At 71.7% G+C, this 21,401-nt stretch carries 19 protein-coding genes; 16 read left to right on the top strand and 3 right to left on the bottom strand.

All coding sequences use genetic code 11. The features are described 5' to 3' along the window. The first annotated feature begins 61 nt into the window (after nt 1–61). From AB0E98_RS07895 to AB0E98_RS07850, 10 genes are all read left to right on the top strand, one after another. A complete protein-coding gene (locus AB0E98_RS07895) occupies nt 62–796 on the top strand; it encodes an enhanced serine sensitivity protein SseB (protein WP_361699727.1) in 735 nt (244 codons plus the stop codon). Between the two features lie 72 nt (nt 797–868). Continuing rightward, complete coding sequence (locus AB0E98_RS07890) at nt 869–1,669, top strand: enhanced serine sensitivity protein SseB C-terminal domain-containing protein (protein WP_361699725.1); 801 nt, start codon at nt 869–871, stop codon at nt 1,667–1,669. Between the two features lie 457 nt (nt 1,670–2,126). Beyond that, on the top strand, nt 2,127–3,125 hold the full coding sequence (locus AB0E98_RS07885) for an ABC transporter permease (protein ID WP_361699723.1): 999 nt from the start codon (nt 2,127–2,129) through the stop codon (nt 3,123–3,125). 120 nt (nt 3,126–3,245) lie between these two features. Further along, on the top strand, nt 3,246–5,024 hold the full coding sequence (locus AB0E98_RS07880) for an ABC transporter substrate-binding protein (RefSeq protein ID WP_361699721.1): 1,779 nt from the start codon (nt 3,246–3,248) through the stop codon (nt 5,022–5,024). Between the two features lie 139 nt (nt 5,025–5,163). Continuing rightward, nucleotides 5,164–6,162 (top strand): ABC transporter permease, encoded by a 999-nt coding sequence (locus AB0E98_RS07875; protein ID WP_361699719.1) that lies wholly within the window; start codon nt 5,164–5,166, stop codon nt 6,160–6,162. Nucleotides 6,163–6,173: 11 nt separating this feature from the next. Next, the gene (locus AB0E98_RS07870; RefSeq protein WP_361700520.1) at nt 6,174–7,274 is read left to right on the top strand and encodes an ABC transporter ATP-binding protein; all 1,101 of its coding nucleotides are present in this window, start codon (nt 6,174–6,176) and stop codon (nt 7,272–7,274) included. Nucleotides 7,275–7,285: 11 nt separating this feature from the next. Beyond that, nucleotides 7,286–8,365 (top strand): dipeptide ABC transporter ATP-binding protein, encoded by a 1,080-nt coding sequence (locus AB0E98_RS07865; RefSeq protein ID WP_361699717.1) that lies wholly within the window; start codon nt 7,286–7,288, stop codon nt 8,363–8,365. Nucleotides 8,366–8,503: 138 nt separating this feature from the next. Beyond that, nucleotides 8,504–9,961, top strand: a complete 1,458-nt coding sequence (locus AB0E98_RS07860) for a M1 family metallopeptidase (protein WP_361699715.1) — start codon at nt 8,504–8,506, stop codon at nt 9,959–9,961. Between the two features lie 71 nt (nt 9,962–10,032). Beyond that, entirely contained in the window at nt 10,033–10,701 is a 669-nt protein-coding gene (locus AB0E98_RS07855; RefSeq protein WP_361699713.1) for a trimeric intracellular cation channel family protein, read from the top strand. A gap of 52 nt (nt 10,702–10,753) precedes the next feature. Next, a complete protein-coding gene (locus AB0E98_RS07850; RefSeq protein WP_361699711.1) occupies nt 10,754–11,593 on the top strand; it encodes a thioesterase family protein in 840 nt (279 codons plus the stop codon). Nucleotides 11,594–11,611: 18 nt separating this feature from the next. On the opposite strand, the gene AB0E98_RS07845 is transcribed toward AB0E98_RS07850, so the two are convergent. Beyond that, nucleotides 11,612–12,184, bottom strand: coding sequence for a TIGR03086 family metal-binding protein (locus AB0E98_RS07845; protein WP_361699709.1), 573 nt, complete (start codon nt 12,182–12,184; stop codon nt 11,612–11,614). A gap of 107 nt (nt 12,185–12,291) precedes the next feature. Between AB0E98_RS07845 and AB0E98_RS07840 the strand changes: the two genes are divergently transcribed. The 3 genes from AB0E98_RS07840 to mnmA all read left to right on the top strand — a co-directional run bounded on the left by AB0E98_RS07840 (nt 12,292) and on the right by mnmA (nt 15,755). Further along, nucleotides 12,292–13,254, top strand: a complete 963-nt coding sequence (locus AB0E98_RS07840; RefSeq protein WP_361699707.1) for a YafY family protein — start codon at nt 12,292–12,294, stop codon at nt 13,252–13,254. Between the two features lie 71 nt (nt 13,255–13,325). Beyond that, complete coding sequence (locus AB0E98_RS07835) at nt 13,326–14,495, top strand: cysteine desulfurase family protein (protein ID WP_361699705.1); 1,170 nt, start codon at nt 13,326–13,328, stop codon at nt 14,493–14,495. Between the two features lie 108 nt (nt 14,496–14,603). Further along, nucleotides 14,604–15,755: a tRNA 2-thiouridine(34) synthase MnmA gene (gene mnmA / locus AB0E98_RS07830; protein WP_361699703.1), complete on the top strand. Its 1,152-nt coding sequence runs from the start codon at nt 14,604–14,606 to the stop codon at nt 15,753–15,755. 31 nt (nt 15,756–15,786) lie between these two features. Here mnmA and AB0E98_RS07825 read toward each other — a convergent pair whose 3' ends face one another. Next, a complete protein-coding gene (locus AB0E98_RS07825) occupies nt 15,787–16,386 on the bottom strand; it encodes a hypothetical protein (protein WP_361699701.1) in 600 nt (199 codons plus the stop codon). Between the two features lie 163 nt (nt 16,387–16,549). Then, nucleotides 16,550–16,987, bottom strand: a complete 438-nt coding sequence (locus tag AB0E98_RS07820; RefSeq protein WP_361699699.1) for a hypothetical protein — start codon at nt 16,985–16,987, stop codon at nt 16,550–16,552. Between the two features lie 279 nt (nt 16,988–17,266). Between AB0E98_RS07820 and AB0E98_RS07815 the strand changes: the two genes are divergently transcribed. Genes AB0E98_RS07815 through ligA form a run of 3 tightly spaced genes read left to right on the top strand, consistent with a single transcriptional unit; the run spans nt 17,267 to nt 21,296 of the window. Continuing rightward, the gene (locus tag AB0E98_RS07815) at nt 17,267–17,965 is read left to right on the top strand and encodes an SDR family oxidoreductase (RefSeq protein WP_361699697.1); all 699 of its coding nucleotides are present in this window, start codon (nt 17,267–17,269) and stop codon (nt 17,963–17,965) included. 44 nt (nt 17,966–18,009) lie between these two features. Beyond that, complete coding sequence (locus AB0E98_RS07810) at nt 18,010–19,032, top strand: methionine synthase (protein WP_361699695.1); 1,023 nt, start codon at nt 18,010–18,012, stop codon at nt 19,030–19,032. An 8-nt stretch (nt 19,033–19,040) separates the two neighbouring features. Then, on the top strand, nt 19,041–21,296 hold the full coding sequence (gene ligA, locus AB0E98_RS07805) for an NAD-dependent DNA ligase LigA (protein WP_361699693.1): 2,256 nt from the start codon (nt 19,041–19,043) through the stop codon (nt 21,294–21,296). Nucleotides 21,297–21,401: the final 105 nt, after the last annotated feature.

The following is a 21,401-nucleotide window of genomic DNA, read 5'->3' as shown; positions in this document are numbered from 1 at the left end:
CTCGAAGCGCGGGCGCAGCCGTTAAGGTGCGGGATGCGTCCGACGAACGGGGTGGAAGACGATGACCTGGCCGGCCAATGAGCTCGAAGCGGTGCTCGCCGCTTCCGTCGGCGTGCCGGACGCCGGTGCGCGCATCGTCGAGGCGCTCGGCCGGAGCAGCGTGTGGGTTCCGCTGCCCAAGGGCGGGGGGCCCGACAGCCCCGACCTCGACCTGCCCGCCCTGGAGCTGGGCGGCGCCGCCTACGTCCCCGTGTTCAGCTCCCAGGAGCAGTTCACGGCCGTCGCCGGCGCGGGGATGTCCTTCGCCGTCGCCCCCGTCGTCGAGTTCGCCCGCGGCCTGCCCCCGCAGGTCGGCATCGTCGTCAACCCCGAGGGCACCGTCACCGTGCCCCTGCCGCCGCCCGCCGTCGCCGGGCTGTGCCGGGCCGGGCGCACGGCCCTGGACGGCGACGCCACCGGCGGTCGCGTACGGCTGTACGAGCCGGACTGGCAGGAGGAGCCGACCGCGTTCCTGGCCGCCGCCGGGCTGGAGTTCGCGGGCACCGGGGCCGTCCGTACCGCCCGCCGTGCCATGGCCGCCGTCGAGGGCGCCGGTCCCGCGCTGTTCGTCGGCGTCGAGCTGGGGCTCCCCGACCCGGGCAGCCGCTCCGCCGCCCTGGACGCCCTGGGCCGCGCGCTGGGCCGGGCGCCCGTGCCCTGGCCCGTACAGCTCGTCTTCCTGGACGTCGCCCAGGAAGACCCCGTGGGCGACTGGATACGGACCCGGATACGACCGTTCTACGACCGTGACCTGTGACAGCTCTCATGCCCGCTCCCGCGGGCTCGTAAGCTGGTAGCAGCAGACGGCCAAGAGAAGAGGCGGACCCAGGTGAGCGCGGGCGCGGAGAGCGGCGTGGAGCAGGTGCTGCGCCAGGTGGCGCCCGGCCGGTACGACACGTACGAGCAGCTGCTGCGGTCCCTCGCCGAGGGCCGGGTGTGGATGCTGCTGTGGCACGGTCAGGCCGGTTCGCCCGACGCCCAGTACGGGAACATGGAGGTCGACGGCCTCGGCTACGCCCCCTGTGTGACCTCCGCCCAGGAGCTCGCCGCCAGCGGCTGGAACCGCGCCCACGAGGTCGTCGCCGGCCGGGCCGTGGCCGCCTCCCTCTACCCCGACCGCTGGGGCCTGTGGCTCAACCCCCACGCCCCCGGCGGCGGCGTCGGCATCCCCTGGCTCGACCTCCGCCGGATCGTCGCCGGCCTGGACCGGCTGCCGGCCGGCCCGCTCCAGCTGAGCGAACCGGCGCTGGACATCCCGCAGTTCTACGCCCTGCTCGGGCAGAACGCCCACCGCACCCCCGTGGTCCGCGCGCTGCGCCGGGCCTGGGTACGGCCCGCCCTGGGCACGCCGTACCTGGCCATCGGCCTCGATCTGTACGACACCTCGCCCGCCGCCGTGGAGGCCGTGCGGCTGATGATGCAGCAGTCGATCGACGCGGTGCCCGACGGCCTGCCGGTGTCGACGGTGTCGATGGCGGACGAGTACGACCCCGTCGCGATGTGGATGCGGGCCAACGGCCGGCCGTTCTTCGCCCGCGAGGGCTACGGGGCCGCCGCCGCGCCGTCCGCGCCCGCCGCGGGCTACGGCTACCCTCCGCCGCAGCGGGGCTGGCAGGCCGGGGCGTACTGACGCCCGCTCACGGTCCACCCGCGTCCGTATTACGGAACCTCCCTTCGCACATCACGTTTGCGCATCCTTTGCGGGTGGGGGCTGGCGGGTGATCGCGGGAGCGATGAAGACTCCCGCCCAACAAGGACTTCGTTCCTGCGTACGACCTGTTCCGCCGTACGACCGCTCTGTGCGCACGTCCCGTACCACCCGCACTTCCGGTGCCTTCCGCACCGTCGTACTCCGGGTACCACCGCACGTCCCGCACTGCCGGCACCACTCGCACTGCCAGCACCTTTCGCACCTCCGCACCTCCCGCACCACTGCACTTCGCGTACCACCGCGATCCACGCGTACCACCGCGATCCGCTCGCACCGTCGCGGGGAGCGCGTCCTCGCACCAGTGATGTGAACCAGCCGCCCCGAGCGCGGCGGGCGTTGGGCCGGTCGCCGCCGGCCGAGAGGGGTCCACCAGACGATGACGGCACCACTGCACGACACGGGACCGGCCGACGCCGGCGCCGCCCCCGTCGCCGACGGCGCTCCGCCGAGGACCATCGAGGGGCGCTCGCCCTGGCGGATCGCCTGGACACGGCTCAAGCGCGACAAGTTCGCCCTGGCGGGCGGGGCCGTCGTCCTGCTGCTCGTCCTCGTGGCGATCCTGGCCCCGGTCATCGTGGGCCTGCTGGGGCATCCCCCGAACGAGTACCACGAGGAGCTGATCGACCCCCTCTCCAGCACCCCCAAGGGTTCCTGGGGCGGCATCGACTCCGACTTCCTCTTCGGCGCCGAGCCCGTCAACGGCCGGGACGTCTTCAGCCGGGTCGTCTACGGGGCCCGGGTCTCGCTGCTCGTGGCCTTCCTCTCGGCCGTCGTGGCGGTCGTGATCGGCACGGTATTCGGCATCGTCGCCGGCTACTTCGGCGGCTGGGTGGACGCGGTCGTCAGCCGGGTCATGGACCTCCTGCTGGCCTTCCCCCAGCTGCTCTTCATCATCGCGCTCGTCTCCGTCGTCCCCAACTCCCTCTGGGGGCTGACCGGTTCGGGGGTGCGGATGGCCGTGCTGATCGCGGTCATCGGGTTCTTCGGCTGGCCCTACGTCGGCCGGATCGTCCGCGGCCAGACGCTCTCGCTCAGAGAGCGGGAGTACGTCGAGGCCGCCCGCAGCCTGGGCGCGGGCCGGCTGTACATCCTCTTCCGGGAGCTGCTGCCCAACCTGGTGGCGCCGATCACCGTGTACGCCACGTTGATGATCCCCACCAACGTCCTGACGGAGGCGGCGCTGAGCTTCCTCGGCGCCGGCGTCAAGCCGCCGACCGCCTCCTGGGGGCAGATGCTCTCCAAGGCCGTCACCACCTACGAGAGCGACCCCATGTTCATGATCATCCCGGGTCTCGCCATCTTCGTCACCGTGCTGGCCTTCAACCTCTTCGGCGACGGCGTGCGGGACGCGCTGGACCCGAAGGGCTCGCGCTGACGCGCGGCCCGACTTCCTTCCTTCGTACCGACCCGCCCCTGTCGAACCGCCAGGAGGCCCCTCCCCGCACCCCCGCCGGCCCCTTCCGGGCGGCGACCGACCACGGAGGTCCGCTACATCGTGACAACCCAACGAACTTCGAGGCGCAGACTGGCCGCCGGGGCGGCGCTCGCGGTCGCGGCCCTGGTGACCACCACCGCCTGCGGCGGTGGCGGCGGCAAGAGCGAAGGCGGCGGCAAGGGCGGCAAGGCGGCGGGCTTCAACGCCGGTGTGAACAAGGTCGCCTCCGCCTCCGACAAGAAGGGCGGGGAGCTGAAGTTCATCGGCACCCAGGACGCCGACTCGTGGGACCCGCAGCGCGGTTACTACGGCTTCATGTGGGACTTCGCCCGCTACTACACCCGGACGCTCGTCAGCCCGAAGCCGGCTCCCGGCCTGGAGAGCGTGAACGTCGTCCCGGACATGGCCACGGACACCGGCCAGCTCTCGGCCGACAAGAAGACCTACACCTTCAAGCTGCGTTCCGGGCTGACGTGGGAGGACGGCCAGCCGGTCACCACGCAGCAGATCAAGTACGGCATCGAGCGCACCTGGGCGACCGACAAGATCTCCGGCGGTCCGCTGTGGCTGATGCAGGTCCTCGACCCCAACAAGGAGTACAAGGGCCCGTACAAGGACGAGAGCAAGGACAAGCTCGGTCTGAAGGCGATCGAGACGCCGGACGAGAAGACGATCGTCTTCCATCTGCCCAAGCCCAACGGCGACTTCCTCCAGATGCTGGCGATCCCCGCCGCGGCCCCGGTCCGCCCGGACAAGGACACCGCCGAGAAGTACGGGTCCCGGCCGTTCTCCAACGGCCCGTACAAATTCGTCTCCTACACTCCGAACAAAGGACTGGAACTGGTCCGCAACGACAAGTGGGACCAGAAGACCGACACGGTCCGCAAGGCGCTCCCGGACAAGATCACGGTCAAGCTCACCACCAACTCCGACGACATGGACAACAAGCTGCTCGCCGGTGAGTACGACCTCGACATCAACGCCACCGGCCTGGGCTCGGCCGGCCGGCAGAAGGCGATGAACTCGTACAAGGCCAACGTCGACAACCCGCAGACCGGCTTCATCCGCTACGCGGCCTTCCCGAAGACCGTCGCGCCGTTCGACAACGAGCACTGCCGCAAGGCCGTCATCTACGCCGCCGACCACACCTCGCTCCAGACCGCGCGCGGCGGCCCGCAGGGCGGCGGTGACATCGCGATCAGCATGCTCCCGCCGGTGGTCAAGGGCTTCGACCCGAACTACGACCCGCTCAATCTGAAGCAGGGCAAGCCCGACGAGGCCAAGGCCAAGGAGGAGCTGAAGGCCTGCGGCAAGCCCGAGGGCTTCAAGACCACGATCGCCGTGCGCAACAACAAGCCGCCGGAGGTCGCGACCGCCGAGTCGATGCAGGCGGCCCTGAAGAAGGTCGGCATCGACGCCCAGATCGACCAGTACGACGGCGCCCAGTCCACCGGCATCATCGGCGCCCCCAAGAACGTCAAGGACAAGAACTACGGAATCATCATCATGGGCTGGGGCGCGGACTTCCTCAGCGGCCAGGGCTTCCTCCAGCCCATCACCGACGGCCGCTTCATCCAGGAGAGCGGCAACCAGAACTACCCCGAGCTCAACGACCCCGAGATCAACAAGCTCTACGACCAGGCCGTCGCGGAGATCGACGTCGAGAAGGCGGGCAAGATCTACCAGGAGGCCAACAAGAAGGTCACCGAGGGCGCCTGGTACCTGCCCTTCGTCTACGACAGGACGATCACCTGGCGCAGCTCCCGGCTGACCAACGCCTACACGTCCGACGCCTACAACGGGCGCTACGACTACGCCTCCCTCGGCGTCGTCAAGTGACAGGCGCCGTCAAGTGACAGACCGCACGCTCCGCCGGCGCACCCGCCGCTAGGCCCGAAGGGCAGGTGAGGGCCGCGCGCGGCGGCCGGTGGACCCCCGGGCGATACGGGGGTCCACCGGCCGCCGCCGGCCGACCGCAGTGTTCGCTTACATCGTCAGGCGGCTGTTCGCCGTCATCGTGATGCTCCTCGTGGTCACCCTGGTGACCTTCGGCATCTTCTTCGCGATCCCCAAGCTCACCGGGGCCGACCCCGCCGCGCTCTACGTCGGCAAGCAGGCGGACCCGGAGACCATCGAGGGCATCCGGCAGAAACTCGGGCTGGCCGACCCGATCCTGGTGCAGTTCTGGCACTTCGTCACCGGCATCTTCGCCGGGCGGGACTACACCGGCGGCGGCACCACCGTCCACTGCGACGTGCCCTGCTTCGGCTACTCCTTCCGTACCGAGCAGGACATCTGGCCGGTGCTCCAGGACCGGGTGCCGGTGACGCTGTCGCTGGCCGCGGGCGCCTGTGTGCTGTGGCTCATCGGCGGCGTGACCACCGGTGTGGTCTCCGCCCTCAAGCGCGGCAGCCTCTGGGACCGCGCGGCCATGACCATCGCCCTGGGCGGCGTCTCGCTCCCCATCTACTTCACCGGCCTGGTCTCGCTCGCGGTCTTCTCCTACGGCCTGGGCTGGGTGGACGGCGACTACGCCGACCTGGCCGACGACCCGGCCGGCTGGTTCAGCGGGCTGATCCTGCCCTGGATCACCCTCGCCTTCCTCTACGCGGCCATGTACGCCCGGCTCACCCGCGCCACCATGCTGGAGATCCTGGGCGAGGACTACATCCGCACCGCCCGCGCCAAGGGGCTGCGGGAACCGGTGGTCATCGGCAAGCACGCCATGCGCTCCACGATGACCCCGATCCTCACCATCCTCGGCATGGACCTCGGCGCCCTCGTCGGCGGCGCGATCCTCACCGAGACCACCTTCAACCTGCCGGGCCTGGGCCAGGCGGCCGTGAAGGCCATCAGCGACCGCGACCTGCCGCTGATCCTCGGCGTGACGCTCATCGCGGCGACCGCCGTCGTCGTCGCCAACCTCGTGGTCGACCTCCTGTACGCCGTGATCGATCCCCGAGTGAGGCTCTCGTGACCACCGCACCCGTGCCCGGCGGCGGCGCCGTCGGCGAGCCCGTCGACGGCACGGCCCGGCCGACCGCCTTCCTGGACGTGCGTGACCTGCGCATCCACTTCCCCACCGACGACGGCCTGGTGAAGTCCGTCGACGGGCTCTCCTTCCAGCTGGAGAAGGGCCGCACCCTCGGCATCGTCGGCGAGTCCGGCTCCGGCAAGTCCGTCACCTCGCTGGGCATCATGGGCCTCCACACCGTCGGCCAGTACGGCCGCGGCAAGGCCCGGATCTCCGGCGAGATCTGGCTGGACGGCAAGGAGCTGATGAGCGCCGACCCCGACGAGGTACGGCGGCTGCGCGGCCGCGAGATGGCGATGATCTTTCAGGACCCGCTGTCGGCCATGCACCCCTACTTCACCGTCGGCGCCCAGATCGTGGAGGCCTACCGGGTCCACCACGCGGTGGACAAGAAGACCGCCCGCAAACGCGCGGTCGAGCTGCTGGACCGGGTCGGCATCCCCCAGCCCGACCGGCGCGTCGACGACTACCCCCACCAGTTCTCCGGCGGGATGCGCCAGCGCGCGATGATCGCGATGGCGCTGGTCAACAACCCCGAGCTGCTGATCGCCGACGAGCCCACCACCGCCCTGGACGTCACCGTGCAGGCCCAGATCCTGGACCTGATCCGCGACCTCCAGAAGGAGTTCGGCTCCGCCGTCGTCATCATCACCCACGACCTGGGCGTGGTCGCCGAGCTCGCCGACGACATCCTGGTGATGTACGGCGGCCGCTGCGTGGAACGCGGCCCGGCCGAACGGGTCTTCCGCACCCCCCAGCACCCCTACACCTGGGGCCTGCTGGGCTCGATGCCCCGGATCGACCGCGACCAGACCGAACGGCTGATCCCGGTCAAGGGCTCCCCGCCCAGCCTGATCAACGTGCCCTCCGGCTGCGCCTTCAACCCGCGCTGCCCCTACGCGGACGTCCCCAAGGGCGGAATCACCCGCACCGAACGGCCCGAACTGCGCCCGGTCCCCGGCGCGGAGGGCGGCCGGCCGCACCACTCCGCCTGCCATCTGGCACCCGAGGAGCGCACCCGCATCTGGACCGAAGAGATCGCGCCCAAGCTTTGAAGGACGAACAGATGACGATTCCCGCGCAGCCGGCGCCCCAGTCCACCGAGCCCCTGCTGAAGGTCGAGGGCCTGGTCAAGCACTTCCCGATCGTCAAGGGCCTGCTGCGCCGCCAGGCGGGCGCGGTGCGGGCCGTGGACGGCCTGTCCTTCGACGTGCGAGCGGGGGAGACCCTGGGCGTGGTGGGCGAGTCCGGCTGCGGCAAGTCGACCATGGGCCGGCTGATCACCCGGCTGCTCGAACCCACCGCCGGGAGGATCGAGTTCGAGGGCAAGGACATCACCCACCTCAACGTGGCGGGGATGCGGCCGATGCGCCGCGACGTCCAGATGATCTTCCAGGACCCGTACTCCTCGCTGAACCCCCGGCACACCGTCGGCACGATCGTCGGGGCGCCGTTCCGGCTCCAGGGCATCGCGCCCGAGGGCGGGGTGAAGCAGGAGGTCCAGCGGCTGCTGGAGCTGGTCGGCCTCAACCCCGAGCACTACAACCGCTATCCGCACGAGTTCTCCGGCGGCCAGCGCCAGCGCATCGGCATCGCGCGGGCGCTGGCGCTCAAGCCCCGGCTGGTCGTCGCCGACGAGCCGGTCTCCGCGCTGGACGTCTCCATCCAGGCCCAGGTGGTCAACCTCCTGGACGACCTCCAGGAGGAGCTCGGGCTGACCTACGTGATCATCGCCCACGACCTGTCGGTCATCCGGCACGTCTCGGACCGGATCGCGGTGATGTACCTCGGCAAGATCGTGGAGCTGGCCGACCGCGCCTCGCTCTACGGGACGCCCATGCACCCCTACACCAAGGCGCTGCTGTCGGCCGTGCCCGTGCCGGACCCGGGGCGGCGTGCCGAGCGGGTGGGGGCACCTCCCGGCGGTAGCGGGGGGAGGATTCGGCTCACGGGCGACGTGCCCTCGCCGATCTCCCCGCCCGCCGGCTGCCGCTTCCACACCCGGTGCTGGAAGGCGACGGAGGTGTGCGGGAGGGACGAGCCGCCGTTGCTGACGCTGCGGACCGGCCACCAGGTGGCCTGCCATCACCCGGAGAACGCGCCGGGGACACCCGAACCGGTGACGGAAGGTGCGGGCGCGGAGTGAGTCTGCCAAGCTGAATTTCATTGATCGTTTCGGCTGTTGATCGATACGAATTGGTAAAGACCTGAGCACGGCGAGGCGGGGGAGTGCAGAGTCGGCGTTTTCGCCGCGCATGCGCTCGTACGTTCGAAGGGACGGCTCATGGCACTCTCCCGCTCGCTCCGGGATCGCTCCATACGCTCGACGGGCCGCCGGGTCCCGGCCCGGCTCCTGGCCCTCGCCACGGCCACCGCCTCCGCCTGGGTGATGGCGGCCGCCCCCATGGCGTCGGCCCGGCCCGACTGGCCCCCGACCGCCGGCACCCCCGGCATCGGCGACACCTACTTCCCCGAACTGGGCAACGGCGGCTTCGACGCCCTCCACTACGACCTGGACGTCGGCTACGCACCGTCCAGCGGTCGCCTGGACGGCAGGACGACCGTCACCGCGCGGGCCACCCAGAGCCTCTCCTCCTTCGACCTGGACCTCCAGCAGCTCACGGTCTCCTCGGTCGAGGTCGACGGCCTCCCCGCCGCCTTCTCCCGGGTGGGCGACGAGATCCGGATCCGCCCGGCGCTCCCGCTGATCAAGGGTCACACCTTCACCACGACCGTCACCTACGGCGGGATACCCCAGCCGCTCAGCGGCCCCATCATCTTCGGCTCGAAGTACGGCTGGATGAAGACCAAGGACGGCGTCTTCGTGGCGTGCGAGCCCAACGCCGCCTCCACCTGGTTCCCCTCCAGCGACCACCCCTCCGACAAGGCCACCTTCGACATCCGCATCCGGGCCCCCAAGGGCCTGACCGCCGTCTCCAACGGCAGACTCCTCGCCACCCGCGACCGGGGCGACACCACGATCACCCACTGGCGGGAGAGCAAGCCGATGGCTCCCTACCTCGCCACCGCCACGATCGGGAAGTTCGACGTGCGCAAGGGCGTCACCCCCGGCGGCACCCCCGTCTACGTCGCCACCAACCCCAGCCTGCCCTCGGACAAGCTCGACTTCTACGGCATCACCTCCGAGGCCACCGACTACTGGTCCAAGCTCTTCGGCCCGTACCCCTTCGAGGAGACGGGCGCCATCGTCGACGACATGCCGCAGGCCGAGTTCTCGCTGGAGGTCCAGACGAAGCCCGTCTACTCCGCCGTGCGCGACGAGGCGACGGTCGTCCACGAGCTGGCCCACCAGTGGTTCGGCGACTCGCTGTCGGTCGAGCGGTGGAAGGACATCTGGCTCAACGAGGGCTTCGCCACCTACGCCGAGTGGCTGTGGGACGAGCACAAGGGCCGCAAGAGCGCCCACCAGTCCTTCCTGGAGGCGTACAAGGCGCACGGTGCCGACGACGCCTTCTGGAAGCTCGACGTGGCCGACCCCAAGCGCGACACGATGTTCTCGCGGTCCGTCTACTACCGGGGCGCGATGACGCTCCAGGTGCTGCGCGAGCGCATCGGCGACAAGGCGTTCTTCAAGCTGCTGCCGCTGTGGACCAAGCTCCACAAGGGCGGCAACGTCCGCACCGCCCAGTTCACCGGCCTGGCCGAGGCGGTCTCCCACCAGGACCTGAGCGACCTCTTCCGGACCTGGCTCTCCACGCCGCAGAAGCCGAAGCTGCCGTAGCCGCCGGGGGCGCGCCGGTCCGCATTCCGGGACGAGTCGGGAGCGCGGTCGCCGGCGCGTAAGAATGTCTGGTGCTCACCGATCTGTTCAGTCCCTCCGTCCAGCACTCGCTCGACCTCGCCGGGATCTTCGTCTTCGCCATGTCGGGCGCCCTGCTCGGCGTCCGCAAGAACTTCGACGTCTTCGGCATGGCGGTGCTGGCGGAGGTCACGGCGCTGGGCGGCGGGCTGTTCCGGGACCTGATCATCGGAGCCGTGCCGCCCGCCGCCTTCACCGACCTGGGGTACTTCCTCACCCCGCTGGTCGCCACCGCGATCGTCTTCTTCCTCCACCCGGAGGTGGAGCGGATCACCAAGGCGGTGAACGTCTTCGACGCCGCCGGGCTCGGGCTGTTCTGCGTCGCGGGCACGGTCAAGGCCTACGGCCACGGACTCGGCCTGACCTTCGCCGCCACCCTCGGCCTGGCCACGGCGGTCGGCGGCGGTGTGTTGCGCGACGTCCTGGCCCACGAGGTCCCCTCGCTGCTGCGCTGGGACCGCGACCTGTACGCCGTGCCCGCCATGGTCGGCTCCACCATGGCCGCGCTGCTCATCCGCTACGACGCGCTCAACGTCTCCACCAGCATGCTGTCCGCCGCCGTCGCGTTCATCCTGCGGCTGCTCGCGATGCGCTACCACTGGCGCGCCCCGCGCGCCTGGCACCGGCGCAGCGCGGCGGTCGAGGACCCCACCCAGGGGTAAACAGCGAGGCGTGAACCGTCGGACGTAACGTTTTCCCATTAGCGTTTCCCGCATGGCTCCGGCAACCATCGGCGACAGTGAGTTCGACCGGGACACCGCCATCTCGGCCAACGGTCCGGGCGGCGGCTACGACGTCCACCTCCACCCGGGCTGGACCGTCTTCGGCCCCCTCAACGGCGGCTACCTCCTCGCCCTGCTCGCCCGCGCCCTGCGCGACACCCTGTCCCACCCCGACCCGTTCACGGTCACCGCCCACTATCTGAGCGCCTCACGGCCCGGCCCCGCCGTCATCCGCGCCGAGCCGCTGCGGACGGGCCGCTCGCTCTCCACCGGCCAGGCCCGCCTCCTCCAGCGCGCCGAGGACGGCACCGAGACCGAGCGCGTCCGCGTCCTGGCCGCCTACGGGGACCTGGCCGCCCTCCCCGACGACGTCCGCACCATCGCGACGCCCCCGCCCCTGCCGCCGTACGAGCAGTGCCGCGGCCTCCTCGACCTCGGACCCGCCCCGGCGGTGCCCATCCCCGAACTGGTCCACCGCCTCGACTACCGCCTCGACCCGGCCACCATGGGCTGGATGACCGGCCGGCCGAGCGGCCGGGGCGAGATCCGCGCCTGGTACGGCCTCGCGGACGGCCGCGCCCCCGACCCGCTCTCACTGCTGCTGGCCGTCGACTCGCTGCCGCCCACCGCCTTCGAGTACGGCGTCACCGGAGTGGTGCCGACCGTCGAGCTGACCGCCCACATCCGCACGCGCCCCGCCCCCGGCCCGCTGCGGATCGTCAAGACCAGCCGCAATCTCGCGGGCGGCTACATGGAGGAGGACGCGGAGGTCTGGGACAGCCGGGACCGGCTCGTCGCCCAGTCGCGCCAGCTGGCCCGTCCGTCGCTCTGAGCACCCGTCACCGCCTGCTCACACCTCCCGGCCCAGCCACGCCGCCAGCCGCGCGTAGGCGTCCGCGCCCTCGGGGGCCTGACGCACCGGCCCGAACGGCACGGGAGCGCCGCGCCGCTCCGCCGGGAGCACCCGGCGCGCCCACTCCAGGGCGTACTCGGCGAGCTCCTGGTCCAGCGGCAGCGGGTGGCCGAGGGCGGCGGACAGGTCCCAGGCATGGCCGACCGCCTCCAGCACGCAGCCCGAGGAGAGGTACGCCCGGCCCGGCAGCTCGCCCCACGGCACGGACACCGGCGCGTCCAGCTTCGCGTCGTCGGCCCACACCTCGTCGAAGCGCGCGCGGGCCTCGCCGTACGCCCGGAGCCAGCCGTCGTCCGCCACGTCCTCGGCGGCCTCCAGCGTCACGTCCGCGCCGGTACGGCCGAGCTCGGCGGCGGCGCGCACACCGCCCACGAGGTGCGCCAGCAGACCGCGCACGTCGAACCCGTCGCAGGGCGTGGGGTCGCCGAGCGCCTCGGGCTTCACCCGGGCCGTCAGGGCCGCGACCTGGTCGGTGGCACGGGCGTGGAGGGGGCGGGGGTCGAGGTCCATGGGTCGCTCCTTGCGGACGGGGTGATCGGTCGAACAGGAGCACCCTCCCGTCATAACCTGACACCCGCCGTCAAGTTTTCCTCGCCTCCTGCGAGATTCTTGATCACGTGAAATCCGACCGGCTGCTGTCGATACTCCTGCTGCTCCAGAACCGGGACCGGGTGCCCGCCGCCGAGCTCGCCCGGCGCCTGGAGGTGTCCGTCCGCACCATCTACCGCGACGTCGAATCCCTCTCCGCCGCCGGTGTGCCCGTCTACGCCGAACGCGGCCGCCACGGCGGCATCGCCCTGCTCCCCGGCTACCGCACCGACGTCACCGGCCTCACCGCCGACGAGGCCCGCGCCCTGTTCGTCCTGGCCGGCCCGAGCGCCCACGCCGACCTCGGCCTCGACGGCGCCCTGGGCTCCGCCCTGCGCAAGGTCATGGCCGCCCTGCCCGCCCCCCACCGCCCCGCCGCCGAGGCCATCAGCCGCCGTATCCACATCGACCCCGTCCGCTGGGCGGCCCCCACCCACGCCGTCGACCTCGGCGACCTGCGCACCGCCGTCTTCACCGACCTCCGGCTGCGCCTGCGCTACCGCCACGGCGGCACGGCCGAACCGAGCACGTACACCGTCGACCCCTACGGCCTCGTCGCCAAGGCCGGCGTCTGGTACCTCGTCGCCGACCACCGCGGCCGCCCCCGCCTCTACCGCGCCGACCGGGTGCTGAGGGCGACCCTCACCGACGAGCCGGTACGCCGGCGGGCCGGCCAGGAGCTGACGGACGTCTGGGAGGAGCTGCGCCGCGAGGTCGAGGGCCGGCCCGCGGAGCTCCTGGTGACGGCCCGGGTGCGCCGCTCCCGCCTCGCCACGCTCCTGCGCCTCCGCGGCCGGCAGCTCACCGGGCCCCCGTCCGAGGGCGACCCCGCGACCGTGGAATTCGCCTTCACCGGCCCGGAGGACGTGCGATCCCTGCTGGCCTACGGCCCGGACCTGGAGGTGGTCTCGCCGGAGTCGGCGCGGCGGGAGCTGGCGGCGGCCGCCCGGGCCGTGGTGGAGCTGTACGACCCGGTACGACCCGGCGCATAATCGGATGCCGCCTCCGGGGCCGGAACGCCCCGCCACGGTCCCGGACCGGGCCTCGTAGAATCGTGCGCACCATGGCCTACCTCGACCACGCCGCCACCACCCCGATGCTCCCGGAGGCGGTGACGGCGATGACCGCCCAGCTGCCCCTCGCCGGCAACGCGTCCTCGCTGCACGCCGCGGGCCGCCGCGCCCGCCGCACGGTCGAGGAAGCGCGCGAATCGCTCGCCGCCTCGCTCGGCGCGCGCCCCAGCGAAGTGGTCTTCACCGCGGGCGGCACCGAAGCCGACAACCTCGCCGTCAAGGGCCTCTTCTGGGCACGCCGCGCCGCCGACCCGGCCCGTACGCGCGTCCTGGCCAGCCCCGTCGAGCACCACGCGGTGCTCGACGCGGTCCACTGGCTCGCCGAGCACGAGGGCGCGACGGTCGAATACCTGCCGGTCGACTCCTACGGCCGGGTCCACGCCGACGCCCTCCGCGAGGCCATCGCCCGGAACCCCGACGACGTGGCCCTCGCCACGGTGATGTGGGCCAACAACGAGATCGGCACGGTGATGCCGGTCCGCGAACTGGCCGACGCGGCTTCGGAATTCAACGTTCCGCTGCATGCCGACGCCGTACAGGCCGTCGGCCAGCTCGACGTGGACTTCGCCGCCTCCGGGCTCGCCGCGATGACCATCAGCGGCCACAAGATCGGCGGCCCGTACGGGATCGGCGCCCTGCTGCTGGGCCGCCGGTACGCGCCCGTACCGCTGCTGCACGGCGGCGGCCAGGAGCGGCACGTGCGCTCCGGAACCCTCGACGTCCCGGCGATCGCCGCCTTCGCGGTGGCGGGCCGGCTGGCCGCCGAGCGGCGCGCGGACTTCGCCCGGGAGATCGGGGCGCTGCGGGACGAGCTGATCGAGGGCGTCCGGGCGGCCGTCCCCGACGCGGTCCTCGGCGGCGACCCCGACCCGGCGGGCCGGCTGCCCGCCAACGCCCACTTCTCCTTCCCGGGCTGCGAGGGCGACTCCCTGCTCCTTCTCCTCGACGCTCAGGGCATCGAATGCTCGACCGGCTCCGCCTGCACGGCCGGCGTCGCCCAGCCCAGCCACGTCGTCCTGGCCACGGGAACGGACCCCGCCCTGGCCCGCGGCACCCTCCGCTTCTCCCTGGGCCACACGTCGACGCGCGAGGACGTCACGGCGGTCGTCGAGGCGATCGGCCCGGTGGTGGAACGGGCGCGGTCGGCGGGGCTGAGCTAGGGGGGCTGAATCCAGCCCGTCCGGCGCTTGAGGACCGGGGGTCCGGGGGCGGAGCCCCCGAAAGCCCGGCCACCCGCCCGGTTGGGCACCCCGTACCCTGGGAGGGCTATGACTGACTTCCCGGGTGCCCCAGACCTCAGCGCCCCCCGCAAGGGGCTCCGCGTGCTCGCCGCCATGTCCGGCGGCGTCGACTCCGCCGTCGCCGCGGCCCGCGCCGTCGAAGCCGGCCACGACGTGACCGGTGTGCACCTCGCGCTCTCCGCGAACCCGCAGTCCTTCCGCACCGGCGCGCGCGGCTGCTGCACCATCGAGGACTCCCGCGACGCCCGCCGCGCCGCCGACGTGATCGGCATCCCCTTCTACTGCTGGGATCTGGCCGAGCGCTTCCGCGAGGACGTCGTCGAGGACTTCGTCGCCGAGTACGAGGCCGGGCGCACGCCCAACCCCTGCCTGCGCTGCAACGAGAAGATCAAGTTCGCCGCGCTGCTGGACAAGGCCCTCGCGCTGGGCTTCGACGCCGTCTGCACCGGCCACTACGCCACGGTCGTGCTCAACGGGGACGGCACCCGCGAGCTCCACCGCGCCAGCGACATGGCCAAGGACCAGTCCTACGTCCTGGGCGTCCTGGACGAGCGCCAGCTCGCCCACGCGATGTTCCCGCTGGGCGACACGATCACCACCAAGGACGAGATCCGCGCCGAGGCGGAGCGCCGGGGCCTGGCCGTGGCGAAGAAGCCCGACAGCCACGACATCTGCTTCATCGCCGACGGCGACACCCAGGGCTTCCTGGCGAAGCGGCTGGGCCGGGCCGAGGGCGACATCGTCGACGAGGCCGGCAACACGATCGGCTCCCACGAGGGCGCCTACGGCTTCACCATCGGCCAGCGCAAGGGCCTGCGGATAGGCCGCCCGGCCCCGGACGGCAAGCCGCGCTACGTCCTGGACATCTCCCCGGTGAACAACACCGTGACGGTGGGCCCGGTGGAGGCCCTGGACGTCTCGGCCCTCACCGCCATCAAGCCCCGCTGGTGCGGCGTCGCCCCGGCCGGACCCGGTACGTACACGGCCCAGCTGCGCGCCCACGGCGGCGAGACCGAGGTGACGGCCGAGCTCGTCGGCGACGAGCTCCGCGTCCGCTTCACCGAGCCGGTCCGCGGCGTGGCCCCCGGCCAGGCGATCGTCCTCTACGACGACACGCGCGTCGTCGGCTCGGCGACGATCGCGACGACGGAGCGGGCGCACGCGGGAGCGGCGGGCTGAGCACCGCCCCCGCGCGCTCCCGCGCGGGGGATCAGCGCTCGATCGTCCGCGTCACGTTGGTGACCTCGCACCTGCCGCCGCTGCTCGGCGAGCCCGCCTTCGGCACGTACGGGGTGGAGACGTCGAGCGTGCTGGTCTTGCCCGGCATCACGTACGGGATGGACGGGAAGCGCGTGGTGATCTTGCCCTCCGGGTCGGTGAACTTCACGGTCAGGCGGTAGGTGTACTTGAGGGTCGCGCTGCCGTTGGTGGCGCTGAGCTTCGCCGTGATGCCGAGGCGGTCGGTGTAGGCGCAGTCCATGATCTTGATGTCGCGCATGGCGTCGTCGCCGCTGCCGCCCCGGCCGCTGCCGGCTGCGCCGAGCACGGACGAGCCGCCGGAGGACGAGGAGTCGCCGGCGCCACCACCGGTGGTCGTGCCACCGGTGGTGGTACCGCCGCTTGTCGTCCCGCCGCCGCTGAAACCGCCGCCGGTCGACGTGCCGCCGCTCGTGCCCCCGCTCGTGCTGGAGCCGCTGCTGTGGTGGCTGGATCCGCCGCCGCAGCTCGCGCCGTGGTGGCCCCGGGCGCCCGTGAGGGCGACGACGACGATTCCGAAGACGGCCGTCGCGCGGACATGACGAAGCTTCATGCTGGAACTCCCCCGATGAAGTGACGAGATGTGCTGATCATTGACAAGCGCACGTCACGCTAACGGGGTGTTTACACATGGCCAAATCCCAACAGGTCACCGGCTGTTTCTGTGACACGACCGCGACAGAACGGCTTCCGGAAGAGGGACGGGCGGGATATTTTCAGCCGGTTCCGCGCACGACCTTGGCGATCTCGCACTTCGCGCCCTTCGTGGGGGCTCCCGCCTTCGGGCTGTAGGGGGCGGTGATGTCGTGGTTGTCCGTGCGACCGGGGCGGACGAACAGGAGCGAGAAGTCCTGGGATTCGAGCGCGGAGCCGTCCGGGGCCGTGAACTTCACGGTGACGGTGTAGCTGTAAGTGGCCGTCGCGCTGGGGTTCATGGCGCTCAGCTTGGCCGAGATGCCCTGCTTTTCGACGTATGCGCAGTCGGAGATGGTGACGTCCTTCGTGCCGTCACCGGAGCCGTCGGTGGTGGCCGCGGCGGCGGCCGCGGAGCCCGAGCCGGAGGAGCCGCTCTTCCCGCTCGAGTCGCTGCCGCAGCCGCTCGCTCCGGTCAGGGCGATGATCACGAATCCGGATATGGCGGCGGTGCGGGACATGCGAATCTTCACTATGACTGCTTTCAGTGAAATGACGGAAAACGGCGCGGGGATTACGCCGCCGGTGAGTCCGCGTCACGCTAGGCATGCCATTACCGCTTTTGCGATACCGCCGGTAACACTGTGATCGGTTCGCGACCCATAAGATTCCGAATCCATATAGGAGACATAGGAAATCAGCCCGTAGCGTCCGGCTCGCCCGAAGACGGCACACAAAGGGACAGACGCGGCCTTACGGGGCCGGTGTCCGCCCCCGGCGCGGTGGGGCAAGCTGGGGGCATGGCAACACATGTGATCACCGGCTCCGGATCGGGCATCGGCGAGGCGGTCGCCCGGCGGCTCCACGAACGCGGCGACGAACTCTGGCTCGTCGCGCGTGACGCGGGCCGGGCCAAGGAGCTCGCCGCGCGCTTCCCCGGCGCCCACACCCTCGTCGCCGACCTCGGCAACCCCGACCGGCTCTCCTGGGCGCTCGGCCACCAGACCCTGCCCGAACGCGTCGACTCCCTGCTGCACATCGCGGGCGTCGCCGACCTCGGGGACATCGGCGAGCTGACCCCCAAGACCTGGAACCGGACGCTCGCCGTCAACCTCGTCGCGCCCGCCGAGCTGACGCGGCTGCTGCTGCCGCAGCTCCGCGTCTCGCAGGGGCACGTCGTCTTCGTCAACTCCGGCGCCGGGCTGCGCGCGAACCCCGGCTGGGGCGCGTACGCGGCCAGCAAGCACGGCCTGAAGGCGCTCGCGGACTCCCTGCGGGCCGAGGAGCACACCCACGGCGTCCGCGTCACCAGCGTCTACCCGGGCCGCGTGGCCACCGCCATGCAGGTGAAGGTGCACCAGCAGGAGGGCAAGGAGTACGAGGCGGGCAAGTGGATCAGCCCGGAGTCGGTCACGGCGACGATCCTGCTCGCCCTGGACCTCCCGCGCGACGCGGAGGTCAACGACCTGTCGGTCCGCCCGGGGTACTCGGGCGGCTGAGGACCGGTCCCATCGGGGCGGCCCCTTTCTCGTACCCTTCCTGAGTGAGCGAGAAGAGCAACGTCAGGAGCTGGGGCGCGGGGGCTGCCACCGGCGTCGGTTCGATGCCCGGGGGAGACGCGCGCGAGGCCGCGAAGACCGTCACCGGGTCGCTGGAAACGCTGCCGTACCTCCCGGAGCTGCCCGCGCGCGGGCCCGGGGCGGACATGATCGGCCGCACCGCCGGGATGCTGGTCGAGGTCTTCGCCCATCTGGAGCCCAGCGGCTGGCGCGTCGCCGACCGGCCCGGCCGCGACACCCGCCGCGCGCGCTCCTGGCTCGGCGAGGACCTGGACGCGCTAGAGGAGTTCACCCAGGGCCACGAGGACGCCCTCAAGGTCTCCGCCGTCGGCCCCTGGACCCTCGCCGCCTCCCTCCAGCTGCGCGGCGGCGAGGCCGCCCTCGCCGACCCCGGCGCCTGCCGCGACCTCACCGGCTCCCTGGCCGAGGGCCTGCGCAACCACCTCGCCGAGGTACGCCGCCGGGTGCCCGGCGCCCGGCTCGTGCTCCAGCTGGACGAGCCCTCCCTGCCCGCCGTGCTGCGCGGACACATCCGCACGGCCAGCGGCTACCGCACCCACCGGGCCGTCGACCGGGCCGTCGTCGAGGGGGCGCTGCGGGACATGGCGGCGGTCGCGACGGAGGCCGGCGCCGAGCTCGTCGTCCACTCGTGCGCCCCCGGCGTGCCGTTCGCGCTGCTGCGCCGCGCCGGAGTCACCGGCGTCTCGTTCGATTTCTCGCTCCTCACCGAGCGTGAGGACGATGCGATCGGTGAGGTGGTGGAAGCGGGCACGACCCTCTTCACGGGCGTGGTGCCCGGCGTGGACGGCCCATTGTCCGACCCTGCCGGTAGCGTCATGGGTGTCAGGACGCTGTGGCGCAGGCTGGGGCTGGCACCGGGCACTCTTTCGGAGTCCGTGGTCGTCACCCCGTCGTGCGGGCTCGCGGGCGCTTCGCCCATGTATGCCCGGGCGGCCCTCGCCCACTGCGTCCGGGCGGCGAAATCACTCGCGGACAACCCTGAGTGACGGCGCTCATGGATCAACGGGAGGACGAGACGGTGGCTGTCGAACGGCGAGGCGAAGAGCTCGAGAAGCTCGCGGCGCAGGCGGCGGTGCCCGCCGAGGCGCGGGAGAAGCACGCCCTGCTGGCCGAGCAGGTCGAGGAGCACCGCTTCCGGTATTACGTGAAGGACGCCCCCGTCGTCAGCGACGCCGAGTTCGACAAGCTGCTGCGGTCGCTGGAGGCCCTGGAGGAGGAGCATCCGCCGCTGCGCACCCCGGACTCGCCCACCCAGAAGGTCGCCGGGGCGTACGAGACGGAGTTCACCGCCGTCGAGCACCGCGAGCGCATGCTCTCCCTCGACAACGCCTTCGACGACGAGGAACTGGCCGCCTGGGCCGAGCGCATCGCCAAGGACCTCGGCGAGGGCTCCGGCCACCACTTCCTCTGCGAGCTCAAGGTCGACGGCCTCGCCGTCAACCTCACCTACGAGCACGGCCGTCTCACCCGCGCCGCCACCCGCGGCGACGGCCGCACCGGCGAGGACATCACACCGAACGTCCGCACCATCACCGAGGTCCCCGACCGGCTCAAGGGCGACCGGATCCCCGCCCTCGTCGAGGTGCGCGGCGAGGTCTACTTCCCGATGGAGAAGTTCGAGGAGCTCAACGCCCGCCTGGTGGAGGCGGGCAAGGCCCCCTTCGCCAACCCGCGTAACGCGGCGGCCGGTTCGCTGCGCCAGAAGGACCCGCGCGTCACCGCCACCCGCCCGCTGCACATGGTGGTGCACGGCGTCGGCGCCCGCGAGGGCTTCGACATCGACTGCCAGTCGCACGCCTATGAGCTGCTGCGGGAGTGGGGCCTGCCCACCGCCGCGCACGCCGAGGTCTTCGGCTCGCTCGACGAGGTGCGGAAGTTCATCGCGCACTACGGGCAGCCCAAGGTCCGCCACTCCATGGAGCACGAGATCGACGGCGTCGTCGTCAAGCTCGACGAGATCCCCCTCCAGGGCCGGCTGGGCTCCACCGCGCGCGCCCCGCGCTGGGCCATCGCCTGGAAGTACCCGCCGGAGGAGGTCAACACCAAGCTCCTCGACATCCGCGTCGGCGTCGGCCGCACCGGCCGGGTGACCCCGCAGGCTGTCTTCGAGCCCGTCACCGTGGCCGGCTCCGAGGTCGAGTTCGCGACCCTCCACAACCAGGAGGTCGTCAAGGCCAAGGGCGTCCTCATCGGCGACACCGTCGTCATCCGCAAGGCCGGCGATGTGATCCCCGAGGTCCTCGGCCCCGTCGTGGACCTGCGCGACGGCACCGAACGGGAGTTCGTGATGCCCGCCGAGTGCCCGGAGTGCGGCACCGGGCTGCGCCCGATGAAGGAGGGCGACATCGACCTCCGGTGCCCCAACGCCCGCTCCTGCCCGGGCCAGATCCGCGAGCGGCTGTACTACCTCGTAGGCCGCGAGTGCCTCGACATCGAGAACTTCGGCTACGTGGCCGCCTCGGCCCTCACCCAGCCCCTGGAGCCCGCCACCCCGCCCATGCTCAACGAGGGCGACCTCTTCGATCTGACGATCGAGGAACTGCTGCCCATCAAGTCGTATGTGCGGGATCAGGACAGCGGTCTGCCCAAGATCGACCCCAAGACGGGCCAGGAGAAGGTCGTCACCTTCTTCGCCAACCAGAAGGGCGAGCCGAAGAAGAACGCCCTGGCCATGCTGGAGAACATCCAGGCGGCCAAGCAGCGCCCGCTGGCCCGGGTCGTCAACGGCCTGTCCATCCGCCATGTGGGCCCCGTCGCCGCGACGGCGCTGGCCCGCGAGTTCCGCTCCGTCGACCGGATCGCCGAGGCCACGGAGGAGGAGCTCGCCGCCGTCGACGGCGTCTCGGACACCATCGCCACCGCCGTCCGGGAGTGGTTCGCCGAGGACTGGCACCGCGAGATCATCGAGAAGTGGCGGACCGCCGGGGTCCGGATGGAGGAGGAGGCCGGCGAGGCGGAAGGCCCACGTCCGCTCGCCGGGCTGACCGTCGTCGTCACCGGCACCCTCACGGGCTTCACCCGGGACGCCGCCAAGGAGGCCCTCCAGAGCCGGGGCGCGAAGGTGACCGGGTCGGTATCGAAGAAGACGGACTTCGTGGTCGTCGGTGACAACCCTGGTTCGAAATACGACAAGGCGATGCAGCTGAAGGTCCCGGTCCTCGAAGAGGACGGTTTCACCGTCCTGCTGGAGGAAGGCCCCGAGGCGGCGCGCGAGGCGGCCGTGCCCCAGGAGGCCACCCCAGCGGAGTAATGCCCGCATAGGCAGTGGGCATTACCCCTACAGCGCATACCAGATGGCTACAGAACGCCGGATCGCATTCGGGCAACCGCTGCCGATCGCTGCCCGCCGTAGCCT

This window comes from Streptomyces sp. NPDC037389, from assembly GCF_040636475.1.
Taxonomy (GTDB): Bacteria; Actinomycetota; Actinomycetes; order Streptomycetales; family Streptomycetaceae; genus Streptomyces; species Streptomyces hesseae.
Note: the sequence above shows the minus strand (reverse complement) of the source record. Positions and strands in the feature narration are given on the sequence as shown.